The following is a 16,175-nucleotide window of genomic DNA, read 5'->3' on the forward strand; positions in this document are numbered from 1 at the left end:
ATGACCTTGCACCGGTCGGGTTGCCGTGAAGATCCGCGGCAAACGTCGCCCGGAGAAAGGCGGACGCACTGCCGGGGACGGGACCGCCGGTCGTCAGCCGACGGCATCCGACGGGAAGGCACCCGCCGACAGCGCCTGCGTCAGGAACCCGCGCGCGAGGTCGGTGAGCCGCTCGACGCCCTCGGCACCGAGGTGTTCGTACGGAGCGCGGTCGATGCGGTCCGTGAGGTCCTCCAGCTCCGCCCTCAGCGCGGTGCCGGCCTCGGTCAGTTCACCCTCCGGGGAGAGCAGTCCGCGCTCCCGCAGCCGGCTCTCGGCCGCCTCCCAGTCCGTGCGCCGCCAGCCGCGCGTCGCGAGGATCCAGCGCGGTGCCATGCCACGGCCCGTGGCGGTGTGGCTCACCAGCGCCTCCAGCGGGTCCAGCTCCATGGCCAGCAGCGCTGCGACATGACCGTCGCCGCGGTGCTCGCGCAGCAGGGTCGCGGCGTGCCAGTACGCGAGATGCGGCTCGTCGGGGACGGGCAGATCGGCGTGCGCTGCGTACAGCGGCCGGGCGTGGCGCGTGCACGCCTCGGCGGCGCGCAGGGCCAGGTCGGCGGCCTCGGCCAGTTCCTTGGAGGCGACCGCCTCGGCGTCCAGCAGCCGCCGCAGCGTGGTGTCCACGGCGCGCAGCCGCGCCTGGAGCACCTGCTCGGGAGACGCGGTCTCCCACACCGCCGGCAGGTGCCGCGCGATCAGCTCGTGGTTGAAGTTGTAGAAGGTCGCCGTCACGGCGCCGGGCCCGACGGCTCCCATCGCGGCGGCGCGGGCGGCGAAGTACGCGGCGCTGGAGTCCTCGATGCCGATCCCGGCCATCTCCGACGCCAGGTCGGGCGAGAAGTACACCGTCGAGTGCATCGGATTGAGGGCGTGGTGGCAGCGGCGTCCCGCGCGCGGCAAAGAGGTCATGGGCTGCACGTTACCGACTGGTCGGTACGGCAGGGAAGGTGGGTGCCCGCCCCGCCGCTCGGGCCCGTCAGGTCCGCACCGTCGTCATGGCAGGAAAGGTGGGCTCTTCGTCATTGCGGACATCGGCCGCCCGGCGAAGGATGAAGGCATGACCGACCGATCCGTGCTCGTCGTCCTCTTCGACGGCGTGCAGAGCCTCGATGTGACGGGTCCCGTGGAGGTGTTCACGGGCGCCGGCAAGGTGACCGGCGGCCGCGGTGGCTACCCGCTGCGGACGGCCGCGCTCGGTACCGCGCCCGTACGGACGACCAGCGGGCTGACCCTGGTCCCGGACGCCACCCTGGCCGAGGCGCCGACGCCGCACACCCTGCTCGTCCCCGGCGGACAGGGCACCCGCCGGCCCGACCCTGGCCTGATCGCCTGGCTCCGCGAGAACGGCCCCCGGGCCGAGCGCCTCGTCTCCGTCTGCACGGGAGCCCTGCTGCTCGCCGAGGCCGGCCTGCTCGACGGCCGCCGGGCCACCACTCACTGGGCCGTCTGTGACCACTTCGCCCGCACCTATCCGCGGGTCGAGGTCGACCCGGACCCGGTCTACGTACGCGACGGACACATCGCGACCTCCGCCGGCGTCACGGCGGGCATCGACCTGGCCCTCGCGCTCGTCGAGGAGGACCACGGCCGTGACATCGCGCTGACCGTCGCCCGGCACCTCGTCGTGTTCCTCCGGCGGCCGGGCAACCAGGCGCAGTTCAGCACGCAGCTCGCCGCCCAGACCGCGCACCGGGAGCCGCTGCGCGAGGTCCAGCAGTGGGTCACCGAGCATCCCGACGGCGATCTGTCCGTCGAGGCGCTGGCAGGCCGGGCGCGGCTGTCGCCGCGTCACTTCGCCCGGGCGTTCCAGGCCGAGACGGGGACGACGCCCGGGCGCTACGTCGACGGCGTACGGCTCGAACACGCCAGACGGCTGCTGGAGGACACCGCCGACGGGGTCGAGGAGGTCTCACGCGCGTCCGGCTACGGCACTCCCGAGGCGATGCGCCGGGCGTTCCTGAAGGCCCTCGGCGCCGGGCCCGCGGAGTACCGCCGCCGCTTCCGCACCGCGGCACCGCACGCAGAGCCGTCTGTCCCCGGCTCCTGACCCGCCACCACGCCTGACCTGCCGGCGGCCCCGACGTGCTGTGAGGCCCTGACCTGCCGCCACGCCCCGACCTGCCGCCACTCCCGAAAGGAACCCGATGCAGATCGCCGTTCTGCTCTTCGACCGTTTCACCTCGCTGGACGCCGTCGGCCCGTACGAGCTCCTCGCCCGCGTCCCGGGTGCGGAGACGGTCTTCGTGGCCCACGAGCCCGGCCCGGTACGCAACGACCAGGGCTCGCTCGCCCTGGTCGCCGACCGGGCGCTGACAGAGGTGACGGCCCCCGACATCGTGCTGGTGCCCGGTGGCCCCGGCGCCCGTGAGGCGATGCGGGACGAGACGGTCCTGTCGTGGCTGCGCGCGGCGGACGCCACCAGCACGTGGACCACGTCCGTGTGCACCGGCTCGCTCGTCCTGGCCGGCGCCGGACTCCTCAAGGGCCGCCGGGCCACCTCGCACTGGCTGGCGCTGGAGGAACTCGTACCGCTGGGAGCCGAACCGACTGGTGAGCGGGTGGTGTTCGACGGGAAGTACGTCACCGCCGCGGGCGTCTCGTCCGGCATCGACATGGCGCTGCATCTGCTGGGCCGGATCGGCGGCGACGAGCTGGCACAGACGGTGCAGCTGCTGACCGAATACGATCCGCAGCCGCCGTACGACGCCGGATCACCCGACAAGGCCCCGGCCCGGATCGTCGACCGCTGGCGGCGCGGGGCCGAGAGGGTCCTGAGCCAGGAGAGCTGACGCCGTCGGCCTCACACGGTCCAGGTGAAGTGCGGCGCGCGCCGCTCCAGGAAGGCGGCGATGCCCTCGGCGGTGTCGCCGCCGCCGTGCGCCTGCGCCTGCCAGTACGCGTCCCGGTCCGTGCGGCCCGTCGCGAACTCCTTCGCGGCGGCCTGCGTGAGCTGTGAACGCGTCGCGACGACCCGGGTGAACTCGGCCACCCGCTTGCCCAGCTCCCCGGGCGGCAGCACCTCGTCCACCAGCCCGGTGCGCAGCGCCCGTTCGGTGTCGATCAACTCGCCCGAGAACAGCAGGTACTTGGCCGCGGAGGGCCCCACCAGGGACACAAGCCTGCGGGTGGAGGAGGACGGGTACACGATGCCGAGCTTCGCCGGGGTCACCCCGAACAGGGCGTCCGTCTCGGCGAACCGCAGATCGCAGGCGGCCGCCAGCTGGCAGCCGCCGCCCACGCAGTAGCCGCGGACGGCCGCGACGGTCGGCTTGGCGAACGCGGCGAGCGCCTCCTCGGCCCGCACGGCGAGATCCTGCGGGCTCTCACCGGGCTCCCGCAACGACGAGATGTCGGCCCCCGCGCAGAAGGTCGGGCCCTCGCCGGTCAGTACGAGAGCGCGGACCGATGCGTCGGCCTCCAGACGCCCGAGCAGCTCCGGCAGCGCACGCCACATCGCGGCGGTCATGGCGTTGCGCTTGGCGGGATTGCTGATGACGACGGTGGCGACGCCGTCCGTGACGGTGTGCACCAGCCGCGGACCCGGTTCCGACTGCTCCATGCGCGGGATGCTATCCGCCGCGTCCGTCGGGTGATCGCGCAGGTGCGCCGGGGCCCTCGCCCGGGTGTGCCCGGCCGTGGTCAGAGGGAGCTGTCCGATTCCGCCGGAGAAGTGACCAGAACAAGATCAGGAACAGTCGCGCGCTTGACCCTGTCATACGCACCCGGTCAAAAGACGTCGATAGGTGCTGACTTCTGTTCAGCCTCCCGGTCCGGACCAACTCACTGCCAACACTGATTACTCGATGGTCAGGAGCAGTCGATTCAAGGGTGGTGCCGGACTATGGAGAGCCGCGGGAGCGTCCCGGCCCGGCCGCTGTCGTACGAGGGCATCTGGCGCTTCACCGCACCCGCGGTCGACGTGTCGGTTCCCCAAGCGCGACACGCCGTGCGGGACCTGCTCAACCGTCAGGGCGTACCGGTCCAGGACGACCTCGTCCAGGGCCTGCTGCTGATCGTCTCCGAGCTGGTGACCAATGCCGTACGGCACGCGGCCCTGCTCTCGCCCGAGATCGCCGTCGAGGTCGCCATCGGCACCGAGTGGATCCGGGTCTCCGTGGAGGACAACCACCCCTACCGCCCCAAGGCGCTGGAGACGGACTGGGGGCAGACCGGTGGCAGGGGGCTGCTGCTCGTCCGGGAGATCACGCTGGAGGCCGGCGGCTCCTGCGACGTCGAGCACACCGCCGGCGGCGGAAAGATCATCTGGGCGGCGCTGCCCCTGCGGCCCGACGCGCATACGGCACCGGTGCAGCAGGACGCCGGTACCGCGCCGCTCTAAGGTCTGTCGTCGCCCGGTGGGAAGCCGCCCCGGCGGTGGGTCACCAGCCGCTGGACGGACCCGTCAGTTCCTTGACCGCCGGACGCGCCGCGTCGAGCACCGTCATGAACCACGCCGAGAAGGGGCCCTCGGCATGCCGCTCCGCCAGTTCCTCCGGCGTCACGAACGCCGTCTCGCCGACCTCCTCCGGGTTCGGCCGCAGCGGAGCCTGCACCAGACCGACGAAGAGGTGGTTGTACTCCTGCTCCACCAGGCCCGAGTCCGGGTCCGGGTGGTTGTAGCGGACCGTGCCCGCCTCGGCGAGCAGCGAGGGCGAGATGCCCAGCTCCTCGTGCGTCCGCCGGGCGGCGGCGGCGAAGGGGGCCTCGCCCGGATAGGGGTGTCCGCAGCAGGTGTTCGACCAGACACCGGGGGAGTGGTACTTCCCCGCCGCGCGGCGCTGGAGCAGCAGCCGTCCGTGCTCGTCGAAGAGGAACACGGAGAACGCCCGGTGCAACCTGCCGGGAGCCTGGTGGGCCGAGAGCTTCTCAGCGGTGCCGACGGTATTGCCGTCCTCGTCGACCAGTTCGAGCAGGATCGCTGGTGAGACGCCGTTCGACGTGCTGTTCGTGGCGGTGGCGGGTGAGGTCGGCATAACCATCCTTCGCGTCGGTCCTCGGCCCTCGGGGGCCTGCCCAGTCTGCCGTACAAAAGCGGCTTGTCCGCACTTCGGCAGTCCGGGCATGTCCGTCCCCGCCGCGCCGGCGTGCGGCGGGGACGGTTTCGTGCATCAGACGCCGAAAGCCTTCGGGTAGCGGATCGTGCCCCGCGGCACACCGGAAGAACCGTCGAGCGCAAGGGCCATCATGGCCTCATCCGGTACCTCGAAAGATGGCCGGATTCCGTACTGCGAAGCAGGTTCGAAACCGAACCGCGGATAGTAGTCCGGATGGCCGAGGACCAGCACCAGCGGTTCCCCCTGCATCCGGGCCACATCGAGTACCGCCCGTACGACGGCCTGACCCGCTCCGCCGCGCTGGTGCTCCGGCGACACGGCGACCGGCGCCAGGGCCAGTGCCGGGACGTCATCGACCTGACAGCGGGTGAGCAGGGCGTACGCGGCCACCGTGCCGTCCGCCGCCTCGGCGACGCACGACATGCCCGGCAGCCAGGCCCCGGCGTCCAGCCGCAGGGCGTCCACGAGCCCCGCCTCCTCCGCGGTGGGGAAGGCGGACGCGTTGACCGCACGGACCGCCGGGACGTCGTCCGAGGTCTCCGGCCTGGTGCGCCACCGCGGATCGGCGGCCCGCAGCGCGTAGCCGGTGTAGCCGTACTCCGTGCCCAGGTCGCGGCGTACCGCGATCTCCTCCCGGGTGGCGGCGAGCGCCTCCGTCATGCCCGGAGCGGAGGGGTCGGCCGCGTCGGCGCGGGCGCCGAGCGGCCCGTAGTACTCCTCCCAGTCGCTCTCGGGCTGCCGGTGCACCCCGAGAACGTGGTAGCCCGCCTCGACGGCTGCGGCGATGTTCTCGCCGCTCGTGCGCAGCGGATAGTGCTGGTCCCAGAAGGCGCGTGCGTCGGCCGACGGGGTGCCGGTCGTCCACTCGCACTCGGTGACCACGAGCGCGCCGCCCGGCGCGAGCAGCCGCCGCCACCGCCGCAGAGCGGTGTCGAAGCCGATGCTGTAGGCGGAGCTCTCGGCCCAGACGAGATCGAACGAGCCGTCGGGGAAGGGGAGATCGGCCATGTCGGCCGCGACGATGCGGATCGCGCCGCCGAGCCCGCGGGCTTCGGCGCTCTGCCGCAGTTCGTCGAGGAACGGCTGATGCAGATCGACCGCCGTCACCGTGGCGCCGGCCTCGGCGGCCAGCAGCAGGGCGGCACGGCCGGGGCCGCAGCCGAGGTCGAGCACCCGCGGAGCAGCGGGCAGCGGGCCGGCGAGCGACGCGAGGGCGAGCAGCCGGCGAGTGGTGTCGTCAGAACCTGGACCCTGCCGCGGAAGACCGTGGTGCAGGGCGAAGAAGGCGTCGTGCATGGCGTTGTCGGACAACGTGGAAACCCTTGAGTGTGTGAGGGTTCCGGCCGACGTACGAGATACGGGTCAGCCGGTAACCCGGAAGCCGAGGACGGACCGGGGGCTGCACGCGGCAGCCGTCGCTGCGACGGTCATCAACTCAGCTCCTCTCAAGAGTGGGGGCCAGCGTAACAGCCGGGTGCACGGCCCTCAGTGGCAGAGCCGGGCCTCGTGCTCGGCATGGCCGACCGGCTCCAGCTGGAAGGTGCAGTGCTCCACGTCGAAGTGGCCGCCGACGCATCCCTGGAGATCGTGCAGCAGCTTCTCGTGGCCCACCGCGTCCAGCACGTCCGGGTCCACCACCACGTGCGCGGAGAGCACCGGCATCCCGGAGGTGATCGTCCAGGCGTGCAGGTCGTGCACGTCCTCCACGCCCTGTAGGCCGAGGAGGTGCGTGCGTACCTCCGCCATGTCGACACCCTTGGGCGCCGCCTCCAGCAGGACGTTCAGCGTCTCTCGGAGCAGTTTCAGGGTGCGCGGCACGATCATGAGGCCGATCACCAGCGAGGCGATGGGGTCGGCGGCCTGCCAGCCGGTGATGAGGATGATCGACGCCGCCACCAGCACGGTGAGCGATCCGAGCGTGTCCGCCAGCACCTCCAGATAGGCGCCGCGGACGTTGAGGCTCTCCTTCTGGCCGCGCATCAGCAGCGAGAGGGAGACGGCGTTGGCGACCAGACCGACGAGGGCGAACGCGATGGCGAGACCGCCCTTGGTCTCGGCCGGGGTGATGAACCGCTCCACCGCCTCGTAGAGCAGAAAGCCGCCGACGCCGAGGAGCAGCACACAGTTGGCGAGCGCCGCGAGTATCTCGGCCCGCGCGAAACCGAAGGTGCGGTTGCCGCCGGCCGGCCGGTTGGCGAAGTGGATCGCCAGCAGCGCCATCGCGAGACCGACCGCGTCCGTCGCCATATGGGCGGCGTCGGCGATCAGGGCGAGCGAGTCGGCCAGCACACCGCCGACGATCTCCAGCACCATCACACCCAGCGTGATCGTCAGCGCGATGCGCAGCCGTCCCTTGTAGGCGGAGGCCGCGGTGCCGGTCGGCGGCGGGCCGCCTTGCGCATGCCCGTGGTCGTGCCCAGCCCCCATGAGAACGCCTCCGGTCGTCGGGAATCGTGCTGCCGAGACCTCAGTGAACTACGCCCGCGGGGTACCGGGCAACACGGCACTGAACACCGTTGTCATATCGCCTGACCTGCGGAAACGACCCGCAGGTCAGACGCATGAAAGATCAATTCGAGCGGGCTTCCGGGTGCCGCAGGCACCAGCCCTCCCAGGCCGACTCCACCATCTCGCGCACCCCGCGCGAGGCGCTCCAGCCGAGCTCCTCGGTGATGAGGCCGACGGAGGCGACCGCCTTCGCGGCATCGCCCGCGCGCCGCGGCTCGATGACCGGCCGGGCGTCGTACCCGGTGATCTCGCCCACCAGATCGGCGAGCTCGCGCACCGAGACGCCGACCCCGCGACCGATGTTGACCGTGAGATCGCCGGCGCTCTGCTGCTCGGCCAGCCGGCGGGCCACGGTCAGATGGGCGTCGGCCAGGTCCGCGACATGGATGTAGTCGCGGACACAGGTGCCGTCCGGGGTCGGGTAGTCGTCGCCGAAGATGCGAGGTGCCTCACCTCGCGTGATCCGGTCGAAGAACATCGGAATGATGTTGAACACCCCGGTGTCGGCGAGCTCGGGGCGGGCCGCGCCCGCCACGTTGAAGTACCGCAGACAGGCCGTCGAGATCGAGTGCGCCCGGCCCGTGGCCCGTACCAGCCACTCACCGGCCAGCTTCGTCTCGCCGTACGGATTGATCGGTACGCAGGGCGCCGACTCCGGGATCAGGTCCAGCTCGGGCACCCCGTACACGGCCGCCGACGACGAGAACAGGAACTGCCGCACGCCTGCCTCGACGACGGCCTCCAGCAGCACGGTGAGCCCGTGCACATTCTCGCGATAGTAGTGCAGCGGCTGCTCGACGGACTGTCCGACCTGCTTCTTCGCCGCGAGATGGACGACGCCGGTGACATCGTGATCGGCGAAGGTACGGTCCAGCAGCTCGCGGTCCAGGACGGCCCCCCGCACCAGCTCGATCCCCTCGGGCAGCCGCTCGGTGACGCCCGACGAGATGTCGTCGAGCACGACGACCTTCTCGCCCGCCGCCGTCATGGCCAGCGCCACATGCGCGCCGATGTATCCCGCTCCACCTGTGATCAGCCAAGTCATGGCGGCCAGCTTAGGGTCTGCCGCCCGTTTCGGGCCGGGCGGTTCCTGGGCCTGGCCCCGCGGTTTGTGGGGCGAGGCGGTGATCGACAATGATGAGGCCGCGGACCCTCCCGGGGGTTCCGCCGTGTCGAGCGGGGCGTAAACGGCCAGTGAACTCCGGCCTCAGCGCATCCGATAGCCTCTGCCGACGAGCCGCCGCCCGCACACCGGGCCGAGCCGCCGCGCATCCGCACCCTCGGTTCCAAGGAGTGAGTCCGTCTGTCGACCGCCATCCTCACCGGTCCGCCCGTACCCGGATCGTCGCTCGAGGGCGATCTGCGGTCACTGGGTTTCGACGTACGCGTCGCTCCGGGTGCCGCCGAGAGCGAGGCGCTCCTCGCCGCTGTCCCGGCCGCGGAGCGCGTCGCGGTCGTGGACGCGCGCTTCGTCGGACACGTCCACTCCCTGCGGCTGGCCCTGACGGACCCCCGCTTCCCGGCGTCCGCGGTCCCCGGCGCGCTCACGGCGCAGCCCGAGGCGCGTGCGGCCCTGGCGACGGCCTTCGCGGCCACCACGGCACCCGCGCCCGCAGCGGAGACCGCCGCCGGAGCCTCGGACCTGCCCGATGCCGCCGACGCTTCCGGCGCGGCACCGCAGAGCGCTGCGGCGACCCCGAACGCGGAGGCGACCGCGGCCGGCCCGGGAACCGCTCTGCGGGCGCCCGACCTGCCCGGCCTGCTCGCCGACACCCTCGACTCCGCCGGCACCCCCGTCCACCGGCCCGAGCTCGGTTCGCTCGTCGCGACCGTGCCCGCCGATCCGCAGGCCCGCAACGAGGCCCGTCAGGCCGTCGCGGCCGTCGATGACGAAGACGTACGGCTGCGGTCGGCCGTGAAGGCCCGGGACGGCTTCTTCACCACCTTCTGCATCAGCCCGTACTCGCGCTACATCGCCCGCTGGTGCGCGCGCCGGGGGCTGACCCCCAACCAGGTCACCACCGCATCCCTGATCACCGCCCTGATCGCGGCCGGGGCCGCGGCCACCGGCACCCGCGGCGGGTACATCGCGGCCGGCCTGCTGCTGCTCTTCTCCTTCGTCCTGGACTGCACGGACGGGCAGCTCGCCCGCTACTCGCTCCAGTACTCGACGATGGGCGCGTGGCTGGACGCCACCTTCGACCGCGCCAAGGAGTACGCCTACTACGCGGGCCTCGCGCTGGGCGCGGCCCGCGGCGGCGACGACGTGTGGGCGCTGGCCCTGGGCGCGATGGTGCTGCAGACGTGCCGCCACGTCGTGGACTTCTCCTTCAACGAGGCGAACCACGACGCCGAGTCCAACACCAGCCCGACCGCCGCACTCTCCGACAAGCTCGACAGCGTCGGCTGGACGGTGTGGGTGCGCCGCATGATCGTGCTGCCGATCGGTGAGCGGTGGGCCATGATCGCGGTCCTGACCGCCGTGACCACACCCCGGATCGTCTTCTACGCCCTCCTCGTCGGCTGCGCCTTCGCCGCCTGCTACACCACGGCCGGCCGGCTGCTGCGCTCCCTCACCCGCAAGGCACGCAGGACCGACCGTGCCGCGCAGGCGCTGGCGGACCTCGCCGACTCGGGGCCGCTCGCGGAGGCGGTCGCGCGCGCGGGCCGCAGGTTCGTCGCCGGGCTCCCCGCCATGGCGCCGCCCGCCATCGCGTTCCTGGGCGGTGCGGGCCTGGTGGCAGCCGCCGTGTTCAGCGACTACGGCTCCGTCTGGCCGGTCGTGGCGGCCGTGACGTATGTCATCACCTCCGGCCTCGCCGTCGCCCGCCCCCTCAAGGGCGCGCTCGACTGGCTTGTCCCGCCCGTGTTCAGGGCCGCCGAATACGGGGCGATCCTGGCGCTCGCGATGGCCGCGGACGTGAACGGAGCACTGCCCGCGGCCTACGGCCTGGTGGCCGCGGTCGCCTACCATCACTACGACACGGTGTACCGCATCCGCGGCGGTACGGGCGCTCCGCCGCACTGGCTGGTACGGGCGACCGGAGGACACGAGGGGCGGATCCTGCTCGTCGTGCTGCTGGCCGCCCTGGTCACCGACACCGACTTCACCATCGCGCTGGCGGCCCTCGCTGTCGCCGTCGCACTCCTGGTGCTCGTGGAGAGCATCCGCTTCTGGGTGTCCTCCGCAGCACCCGCAGTTCATGACGAAGGAGAACCCGCATGATCGGCCTTGTTTTGGCAGCCGGTGCCGGACGGCGTCTGCGCCCCTACACCGACACGCTTCCCAAGGCCCTCGTGCCCGTAGGCCCCGAACAGGACGGCGAGGCCACGACCGTCCTCGACATCGCCCTGAAGAACTTCGCGGAGATCGGGCTCACCGAGGTCGCCGTCGTTGTCGGCTACCGCAAGGAGGCCGTGTACGAGCGCCAGGCCGCCCTGGAGGCGAAGTACGGCCTGAAGATCACCCTCGTCGACAACGACAAGGCCGAGGAGTGGAACAACGCCTACTCCCTGTGGTGCGCCCGTGACGTCCTGAAGAAGGGCGTCATCCTCGCCAACGGCGACACCGTCCACCCGGTCTCGGTCGAACACTCCCTGCTCGCCGCCCGCGGCGACGGCCGGAAGATCATCCTCGCCCTCGACACGGTGAAGCAGCTCGCCGACGAGGAGATGAAGGTCATCACGGACGACGGCCAGGGCGTGCAGCGCATCACCAAGCTGATGGACCCGGCCGCCGCCACCGGCGAGTACATCGGCGTCACCCTCATCGAGCCCGAGGCGGCCGAGGAGCTGGCCGACGCGCTGAAGACCACCTTCGAGCGCGACCCCGACCTCTACTACGAGGACGGCTATCAGGAGCTCGTCAACCGCGGCTTCCGGATCGACGTGGCTCCCATTGGCGACGTCCCGTGGGTCGAGATCGACAACCACGACGACCTCGCGAAGGGCCGTGAGATCGCGTGCCTGTACTGACCCGGCTCATCCCGTCCCCGGTCGTCGTCGACATCCGCGCGGGAGCCCTGGACGACCTGGCGGGCCTCCTGGCCGACCAGCGGATCTCCGGATCCGGCAACCTGGCGATCGCGATCAGCGGCGGCTCCGGCCAGGCCCTGCGCGAGCGGCTGGCGTCGGTGCTGCCCGGTGCCGACTGGTACGAGGTGTGCGACGGCACGATCGATTCGGCCGTGCAGCTCGCCGACGACATCAAGGGCAAGCGGCGCTACGACGCCGTGGTGGGCCTCGGCGGCGGCAAGATCATCGACGTGGCGAAGTACGCCGCGGCACGGGTCGGTCTGCCGATGGTCGCCGTGGCGACGAACCTCGCGCACGACGGGCTGTGCTCACCCGTCTCGACGCTCGACAACGACAACGGACGCGGCTCGTACGGCGTCCCCACACCGATCGCCGTGGTCATCGACCTCGACGTGGTGCGCGGGGCCCCGGTCCGCTACATCCGCTCCGGAATCGGCGACGCGATCTCGAACATCTCCTGCGTCGCCGACTGGGAGCTGTCCCACCGGGTGACCGGCGAGTCCATCGACGGACTGGCGGCCGCGATGGCCCGGCAGGCCGGCGAAGCGGTCTTGCGGCACCCCGGCGGCATCGGCGACGACGCCTTCCTCACGGTCCTCGCCGAAGGCCTCGTACTGACCGGCATCTCCATGTCGGTCGCCGGCGACAGCCGCCCCGCGTCGGGCGCCTGCCACGAGATCAACCACGCCTTCGATCTGCTCTACCCGCGCCGCTCCGCTCCGCACGGCGAGCAGGTCGGACTGGGCGCCGCCTTCGCCATGCACCTCCGCGGCGCCCACGACGAGGCCGGACTCTTCGCGACAGTGCTGCGCAGACACGGTCTGCCCGTCCTCCCGGAGGACCTCGGCTTCACCACCGACGAGTTCGTCCGAGCCGTGGAGTACGCGCCGCAGACCCGTCCGGGCCGTTTCACCATCCTCGAGCACCTTGACCTCACCACCGATCAGATCAGGGACGCGTACGCCGACTATGCCAAGACCATCCGTAGCTGAACTCCGCCCGGTCGTTCACCCGGCGGGAGTGAAGGACCGGCGCAGCGGAGAGCACTGGGGCGGACGCCTGTACATGCGCGAGATCTCCCTGCGCATCACCCGCCTCCTGGTCACCACGAAGGTCACGCCGAACCAGCTGACGTACGTGATGACCATCTGCGGCGTGCTCGCCGCCCCGGCGCTGCTGGTGCCGGGCATCTGGGGCGCCGTCCTCGGCGTCGTCGCGGTCCAGCTCTATCTGCTGCTGGACTGTGTCGACGGTGAGGTCGCCCGCTGGAAGAAGCAGTTCTCGCTCTCCGGGGTCTACCTGGACCGCGTCGGCGCCTATCTGTGCGACGCGGCGGTCCTCGTCGGTCTCGGCCTGCGCGCCGCCGACCTGTGGGGACCGGGGCGGATCGACTGGCTCTGGGCGTTCCTCGGCACCCTCGCCGCCCTCGGGGCGATCCTGATCAAGGCCGAGACCGACCTGGTCGGCGTCGCGCGCCACCAGGGCGGACTGCCGCCGGTCAAGGATGCCGCGGCCGAACCGCGCTCCTCCGGTATGGCTCTGGCCCGCCGGGCCGCGGGCGCGCTCAAGTTCCACCGGCTGATCCTCGGCATCGAGGCGTCGCTGCTCATCCTGGCGCTCGCCGTGGTGGACCAGATCCGGGGCGACCTGTTCTTCACCCGTCTCGGAGTCGCGGTCCTCGCCGGTATCGCGCTCCTCCAGACGCTGCTGCACCTGGTGTCCGTCCTCGTCTCCAGCAGGCTGAGGTGAGTGCCGTGAAGCCGCTGAAGGTCGGCGCCGTCATCATCACCATGGGCAACCGCCCCGACGACCTGCGCGCGCTCCTCGACTCGGTCGCCAAGCAGGACGGCGACCCGATCGAGACCGTGGTCGTCGGCAACGGTGCCCCGGTGACGGGCGTCGAGGACTTCCCGTTCGTCCGGACCGTGGATCTGCCCGAGAACCTGGGCATCCCCGGCGGCCGCAACGTCGGCATCGAGGCCTTCGGCCCGTCCGGCTCCGGCGTCGACGCGCTGCTCTTCCTCGACGACGACGGTCTGCTGCCGGGCACCGACACCGCGGAACTGGTGCGCCGGGCCTTCGCCGACGATCCGAAGCTGGGCATCGTCAGCTTCCGCATCGCCGACCCGGAGACCGGCCTCACCCAGCGCCGCCACGTCCCCCGGCTGCGCGCCTCCGACCCGATGCGCTCCTCGCGGGTGACGACCTTCCTCGGCGGCGCCAACGCCGTACGCACGCAGGTCCTCGCCGAGGTCGGCAGCCTGCCCGACGAGTTCTTCTACGCCCACGAGGAGACGGATCTCGCCTGGCGTGCCCTCGACGCCGGCTGGGCCATCGACTACCGCGCGGACATGGTGCTGTTCCACCCGACCATGCCCCCGTCGCGGCACGCGGTCTATCACCGGATGGTGGCCCGTAACCGGGTCTGGCTCGCCCGCCGGAATCTGCCCGCCCCGCTGGTGCCGCTCTATCTCGGTGTCTGGGTGCTGCTCACCCTCGTCCGGCGTCCTTCGGCGTCCGCCCTCAAGGCATGGATGGGCGGCTTCAAGGAGGGCTGGCGGACCCCCTGCGGTCCCCGCCGGCCCATGAAGTGGCGTACGGTATGGCGGCTCACCCGACTGGGCCGACCTCCTGTCATCTGACAAGCTCGGTCCTGAGAGCATCGGGCGTGTCCGGGTACCCGGCGCATCCGACGCCGCGCCCCCATCTGCCGCGCATCTTGAAGACGAAAGTTTCAACTTGTGAGTGACACAACCCACGACGGTGCGATCACGATGACCGCCCCGCCATCCGCCGACCAGGGCCTTTCCGCGGCGGATCTCGCCGCCAAGTACGGCCTGTCGGTCAGCGGTGCCCGGCCCGGGATGGCCGAGTACATCAGGCAGCTGTGGGGCCGACGCCACTTCATCCTGGCCTTCTCGCAGGCCAAGCTGACGGCCCAGTACAGCCAGGCGAAGCTCGGCCAGCTGTGGCAGGTCGTGACGCCCCTGCTGAACGCGATGGTCTACTACCTGATCTTCGGGGTCATCCTGGGGACCAGGGAGGGGATCTCCAACGACGTCTTCATCCCGTTCCTGGTCACGGGCGTCTTCGTCTTCACCTTCACCCAGAGCTCGGTGATGGCGGGTGTCCGGGCGATCTCCGGCAACCTCGGCCTGGTCCGCGCCCTGCACTTCCCCCGGGCGTCCCTGCCGATCTCCTTCGCGCTGCAGCAGCTCCAGCAGCTGCTCTTCTCGATGATCGTGCTGTTCATCATCGCGGTCGGCTTCGGCAGCTACCCGAGTCTGTCCTGGCTGCTGATCATCCCGGCGCTGGCTCTGCAGTTCGTGTTCAACACCGGCCTGGCGCTCGTCATGGCCAGGCTCGGCAGCAGCACGCCCGACCTTGCCCAGCTGATGCCCTTCATCATGCGGACGTGGATGTACGCCTCGGGCGTCATGTACTCCATCCCGATCATGCTGAAGGACAAGCCGGCCTGGATCTCGGACGTCCTCCAGCTGAACCCCGCGGCGGTCTACATGGACCTCATCCGCTTCGGTCTGATCGACGGCTACGGCTCGGAGAACCTGCCGCCGCACGTCTGGATGTGGGCCGTGGGCTGGGCGGTCCTCTTCGGCATCTGTGGATTCGTGTACTTCTGGAAGGCTGAAGAACGGTACGGCCGTGGCTGACAAGAACCTGGGGCGCGTCCCCACAGTGATCGCCGACGACGTGCACATCGTGTACCGCGTGCACGGCAGCTCGGGCGGCAAGGGCAGCGCCACTGCCGCCCTGAACAGGATCATCAAGCGCGACAAGGGCGAGTCCCGGGGCGTGCGCAAGGTGCACGCCGTACGGGGCGTCTCCTTCACCGCGTACCGCGGCGAGGCGATCGGCCTGATCGGCACCAACGGTTCCGGCAAGTCCACCCTGCTGCGGGCCATAGCCGGCCTGCTCCCCACCGAGCACGGCAAGGTCTACACCGACGGCCAGCCCTCGCTGCTCGGCGTGAACGCCGCGCTGATGGGCGATCTGACCGGTGAGCGCAACGTCATCCTCGGCGGCCTGGCCATGGGCATGTCGCGTGAGGAGGTCCGCGAGCGCTACGAGGACATCGTCGACTTCTCCGGGATCAACGAGAAGGGCGACTTCATCACCCTGCCGATGCGCACCTACTCCTCGGGCATGGGCGCTCGGCTCCGGTTCGCCATCGCGGCGGCCAAGGACCACGACGTCCTGATGATCGACGAGGCGCTGGCCACGGGCGACCGCAAGTTCCAGATCCGCTCCGAGCAGCGCATCCGGGAGCTCCGGGAGCACGCGGGCACGGTGTTCCTGGTCAGTCACAGCCTCGGCTCCATCAGGGACACCTGCGACCGGGTCCTGTGGCTGGAAAAGGGCGAGCTGCTGATGGACGGTCCCACCGGTGAGGTCCTCAAGGCGTACGAGAAGGAGACCGGCCGCTAGGCCGCTTCCTGGACCGGTCCGTGAAAGGCCCCCGCCCGGGCATCCGGGCGGGGGCCTTTCTGCGTCCTGTCAGTCGACGGATCACCGTCCGCG

At 71.1% G+C, this 16,175-nt stretch carries 16 protein-coding genes; 10 read left to right on the plus strand and 6 right to left on the minus strand.

The features are described 5' to 3' along the window. Positions 1-93 precede the first annotated feature (93 nt). On the minus strand, positions 94-948 hold the full coding sequence (locus ACQPWZ_RS30975; RefSeq protein WP_433572999.1) for an SCO6745 family protein: 855 nt from the start codon (positions 946-948) through the stop codon (positions 94-96). Positions 949-1,096: 148 nt separating this feature from the next. Here ACQPWZ_RS30975 and ACQPWZ_RS30980 point away from each other — a divergent pair, with 148 nt between their 5' ends. Beyond that, positions 1,097-2,086 carry a GlxA family transcriptional regulator gene (locus tag ACQPWZ_RS30980; RefSeq protein WP_433573000.1) on the plus strand — a complete coding sequence of 330 codons (990 nt, stop codon included), beginning with the start codon at positions 1,097-1,099 and terminating at the stop codon, positions 2,084-2,086. Positions 2,087-2,183: 97 nt separating this feature from the next. Then, on the plus strand, positions 2,184-2,828 hold the full coding sequence (locus ACQPWZ_RS30985; RefSeq protein WP_433573001.1) for a DJ-1/PfpI family protein: 645 nt from the start codon (positions 2,184-2,186) through the stop codon (positions 2,826-2,828). Positions 2,829-2,839: 11 nt separating this feature from the next. Here ACQPWZ_RS30985 and ACQPWZ_RS30990 read toward each other — a convergent pair whose 3' ends face one another. Continuing rightward, positions 2,840-3,598, minus strand: coding sequence for an enoyl-CoA hydratase/isomerase family protein (locus ACQPWZ_RS30990; RefSeq protein WP_356703382.1), 759 nt, complete (start codon positions 3,596-3,598; stop codon positions 2,840-2,842). A gap of 282 nt (positions 3,599-3,880) precedes the next feature. On the opposite strand from ACQPWZ_RS30990, the gene ACQPWZ_RS30995 reads away from it, so the two are divergent. After that, positions 3,881-4,378: an ATP-binding protein gene (locus tag ACQPWZ_RS30995; protein ID WP_356703383.1), complete on the plus strand. Its 498-nt coding sequence runs from the start codon at positions 3,881-3,883 to the stop codon at positions 4,376-4,378. A gap of 40 nt (positions 4,379-4,418) precedes the next feature. On the opposite strand, the gene idi is transcribed toward ACQPWZ_RS30995, so the two are convergent. The 4 genes from idi to galE form a co-directional block, all read right to left on the minus strand. Further along, positions 4,419-5,012, minus strand: coding sequence for an isopentenyl-diphosphate Delta-isomerase (gene idi / locus ACQPWZ_RS31000; RefSeq protein ID WP_313942893.1), 594 nt, complete (start codon positions 5,010-5,012; stop codon positions 4,419-4,421). Between the two features lie 135 nt (positions 5,013-5,147). Continuing rightward, positions 5,148-6,389: a GNAT family N-acetyltransferase gene (locus ACQPWZ_RS31005; protein ID WP_433573892.1), complete on the minus strand. Its 1,242-nt coding sequence runs from the start codon at positions 6,387-6,389 to the stop codon at positions 5,148-5,150. Positions 6,390-6,578: 189 nt separating this feature from the next. After that, positions 6,579-7,520: a cation diffusion facilitator family transporter gene (locus ACQPWZ_RS31010; protein WP_433573002.1), complete on the minus strand. Its 942-nt coding sequence runs from the start codon at positions 7,518-7,520 to the stop codon at positions 6,579-6,581. 142 nt (positions 7,521-7,662) lie between these two features. After that, positions 7,663-8,646 (minus strand): UDP-glucose 4-epimerase GalE, encoded by a 984-nt coding sequence (gene galE / locus ACQPWZ_RS31015; protein WP_340476574.1) that lies wholly within the window; start codon positions 8,644-8,646, stop codon positions 7,663-7,665. A 258-nt stretch (positions 8,647-8,904) separates the two neighbouring features. Between galE and ACQPWZ_RS31020 the strand changes: the two genes are divergently transcribed. The 7 genes from ACQPWZ_RS31020 to ACQPWZ_RS31050 all read left to right on the plus strand — a co-directional run bounded on the left by ACQPWZ_RS31020 (position 8,905) and on the right by ACQPWZ_RS31050 (position 16,082). Further along, positions 8,905-10,827 (plus strand): DUF5941 domain-containing protein, encoded by a 1,923-nt coding sequence (locus ACQPWZ_RS31020; RefSeq protein ID WP_433573893.1) that lies wholly within the window; start codon positions 8,905-8,907, stop codon positions 10,825-10,827. Further along, a complete protein-coding gene (locus tag ACQPWZ_RS31025) occupies positions 10,824-11,576 on the plus strand; it encodes a phosphocholine cytidylyltransferase family protein (RefSeq protein ID WP_340476576.1) in 753 nt (250 codons plus the stop codon). The genes ACQPWZ_RS31020 and ACQPWZ_RS31025 overlap by 4 nt, the downstream gene beginning before the upstream one ends. Continuing rightward, positions 11,564-12,628 (plus strand): iron-containing alcohol dehydrogenase family protein, encoded by a 1,065-nt coding sequence (locus ACQPWZ_RS31030; RefSeq protein ID WP_433573003.1) that lies wholly within the window; start codon positions 11,564-11,566, stop codon positions 12,626-12,628. The genes ACQPWZ_RS31025 and ACQPWZ_RS31030 overlap by 13 nt, the downstream gene beginning before the upstream one ends. Beyond that, complete coding sequence (locus tag ACQPWZ_RS31035) at positions 12,606-13,385, plus strand: CDP-alcohol phosphatidyltransferase family protein (RefSeq protein WP_340476578.1); 780 nt, start codon at positions 12,606-12,608, stop codon at positions 13,383-13,385. The genes ACQPWZ_RS31030 and ACQPWZ_RS31035 overlap by 23 nt, the downstream gene beginning before the upstream one ends. 41 nt (positions 13,386-13,426) lie before the next feature. Next, complete coding sequence (locus ACQPWZ_RS31040) at positions 13,427-14,278, plus strand: glycosyltransferase family 2 protein (protein ID WP_340478084.1); 852 nt, start codon at positions 13,427-13,429, stop codon at positions 14,276-14,278. Between the two features lie 99 nt (positions 14,279-14,377). Next, positions 14,378-15,307 (plus strand): ABC transporter permease, encoded by a 930-nt coding sequence (locus ACQPWZ_RS31045; RefSeq protein ID WP_340476579.1) that lies wholly within the window; start codon positions 14,378-14,380, stop codon positions 15,305-15,307. Then, positions 15,300-16,082 (plus strand): ABC transporter ATP-binding protein, encoded by a 783-nt coding sequence (locus ACQPWZ_RS31050; protein WP_340476580.1) that lies wholly within the window; start codon positions 15,300-15,302, stop codon positions 16,080-16,082. Before ACQPWZ_RS31045 ends, ACQPWZ_RS31050 begins: the two co-directional genes overlap by 8 nt. The last annotated feature ends 93 nt before the right edge of the window (positions 16,083-16,175 follow it).

This window comes from Streptomyces sp. CA-251247, from assembly GCF_050952975.1.
Taxonomy (GTDB): domain Bacteria; phylum Actinomycetota; class Actinomycetes; order Streptomycetales; family Streptomycetaceae; genus Streptomyces; species Streptomyces achmelvichensis.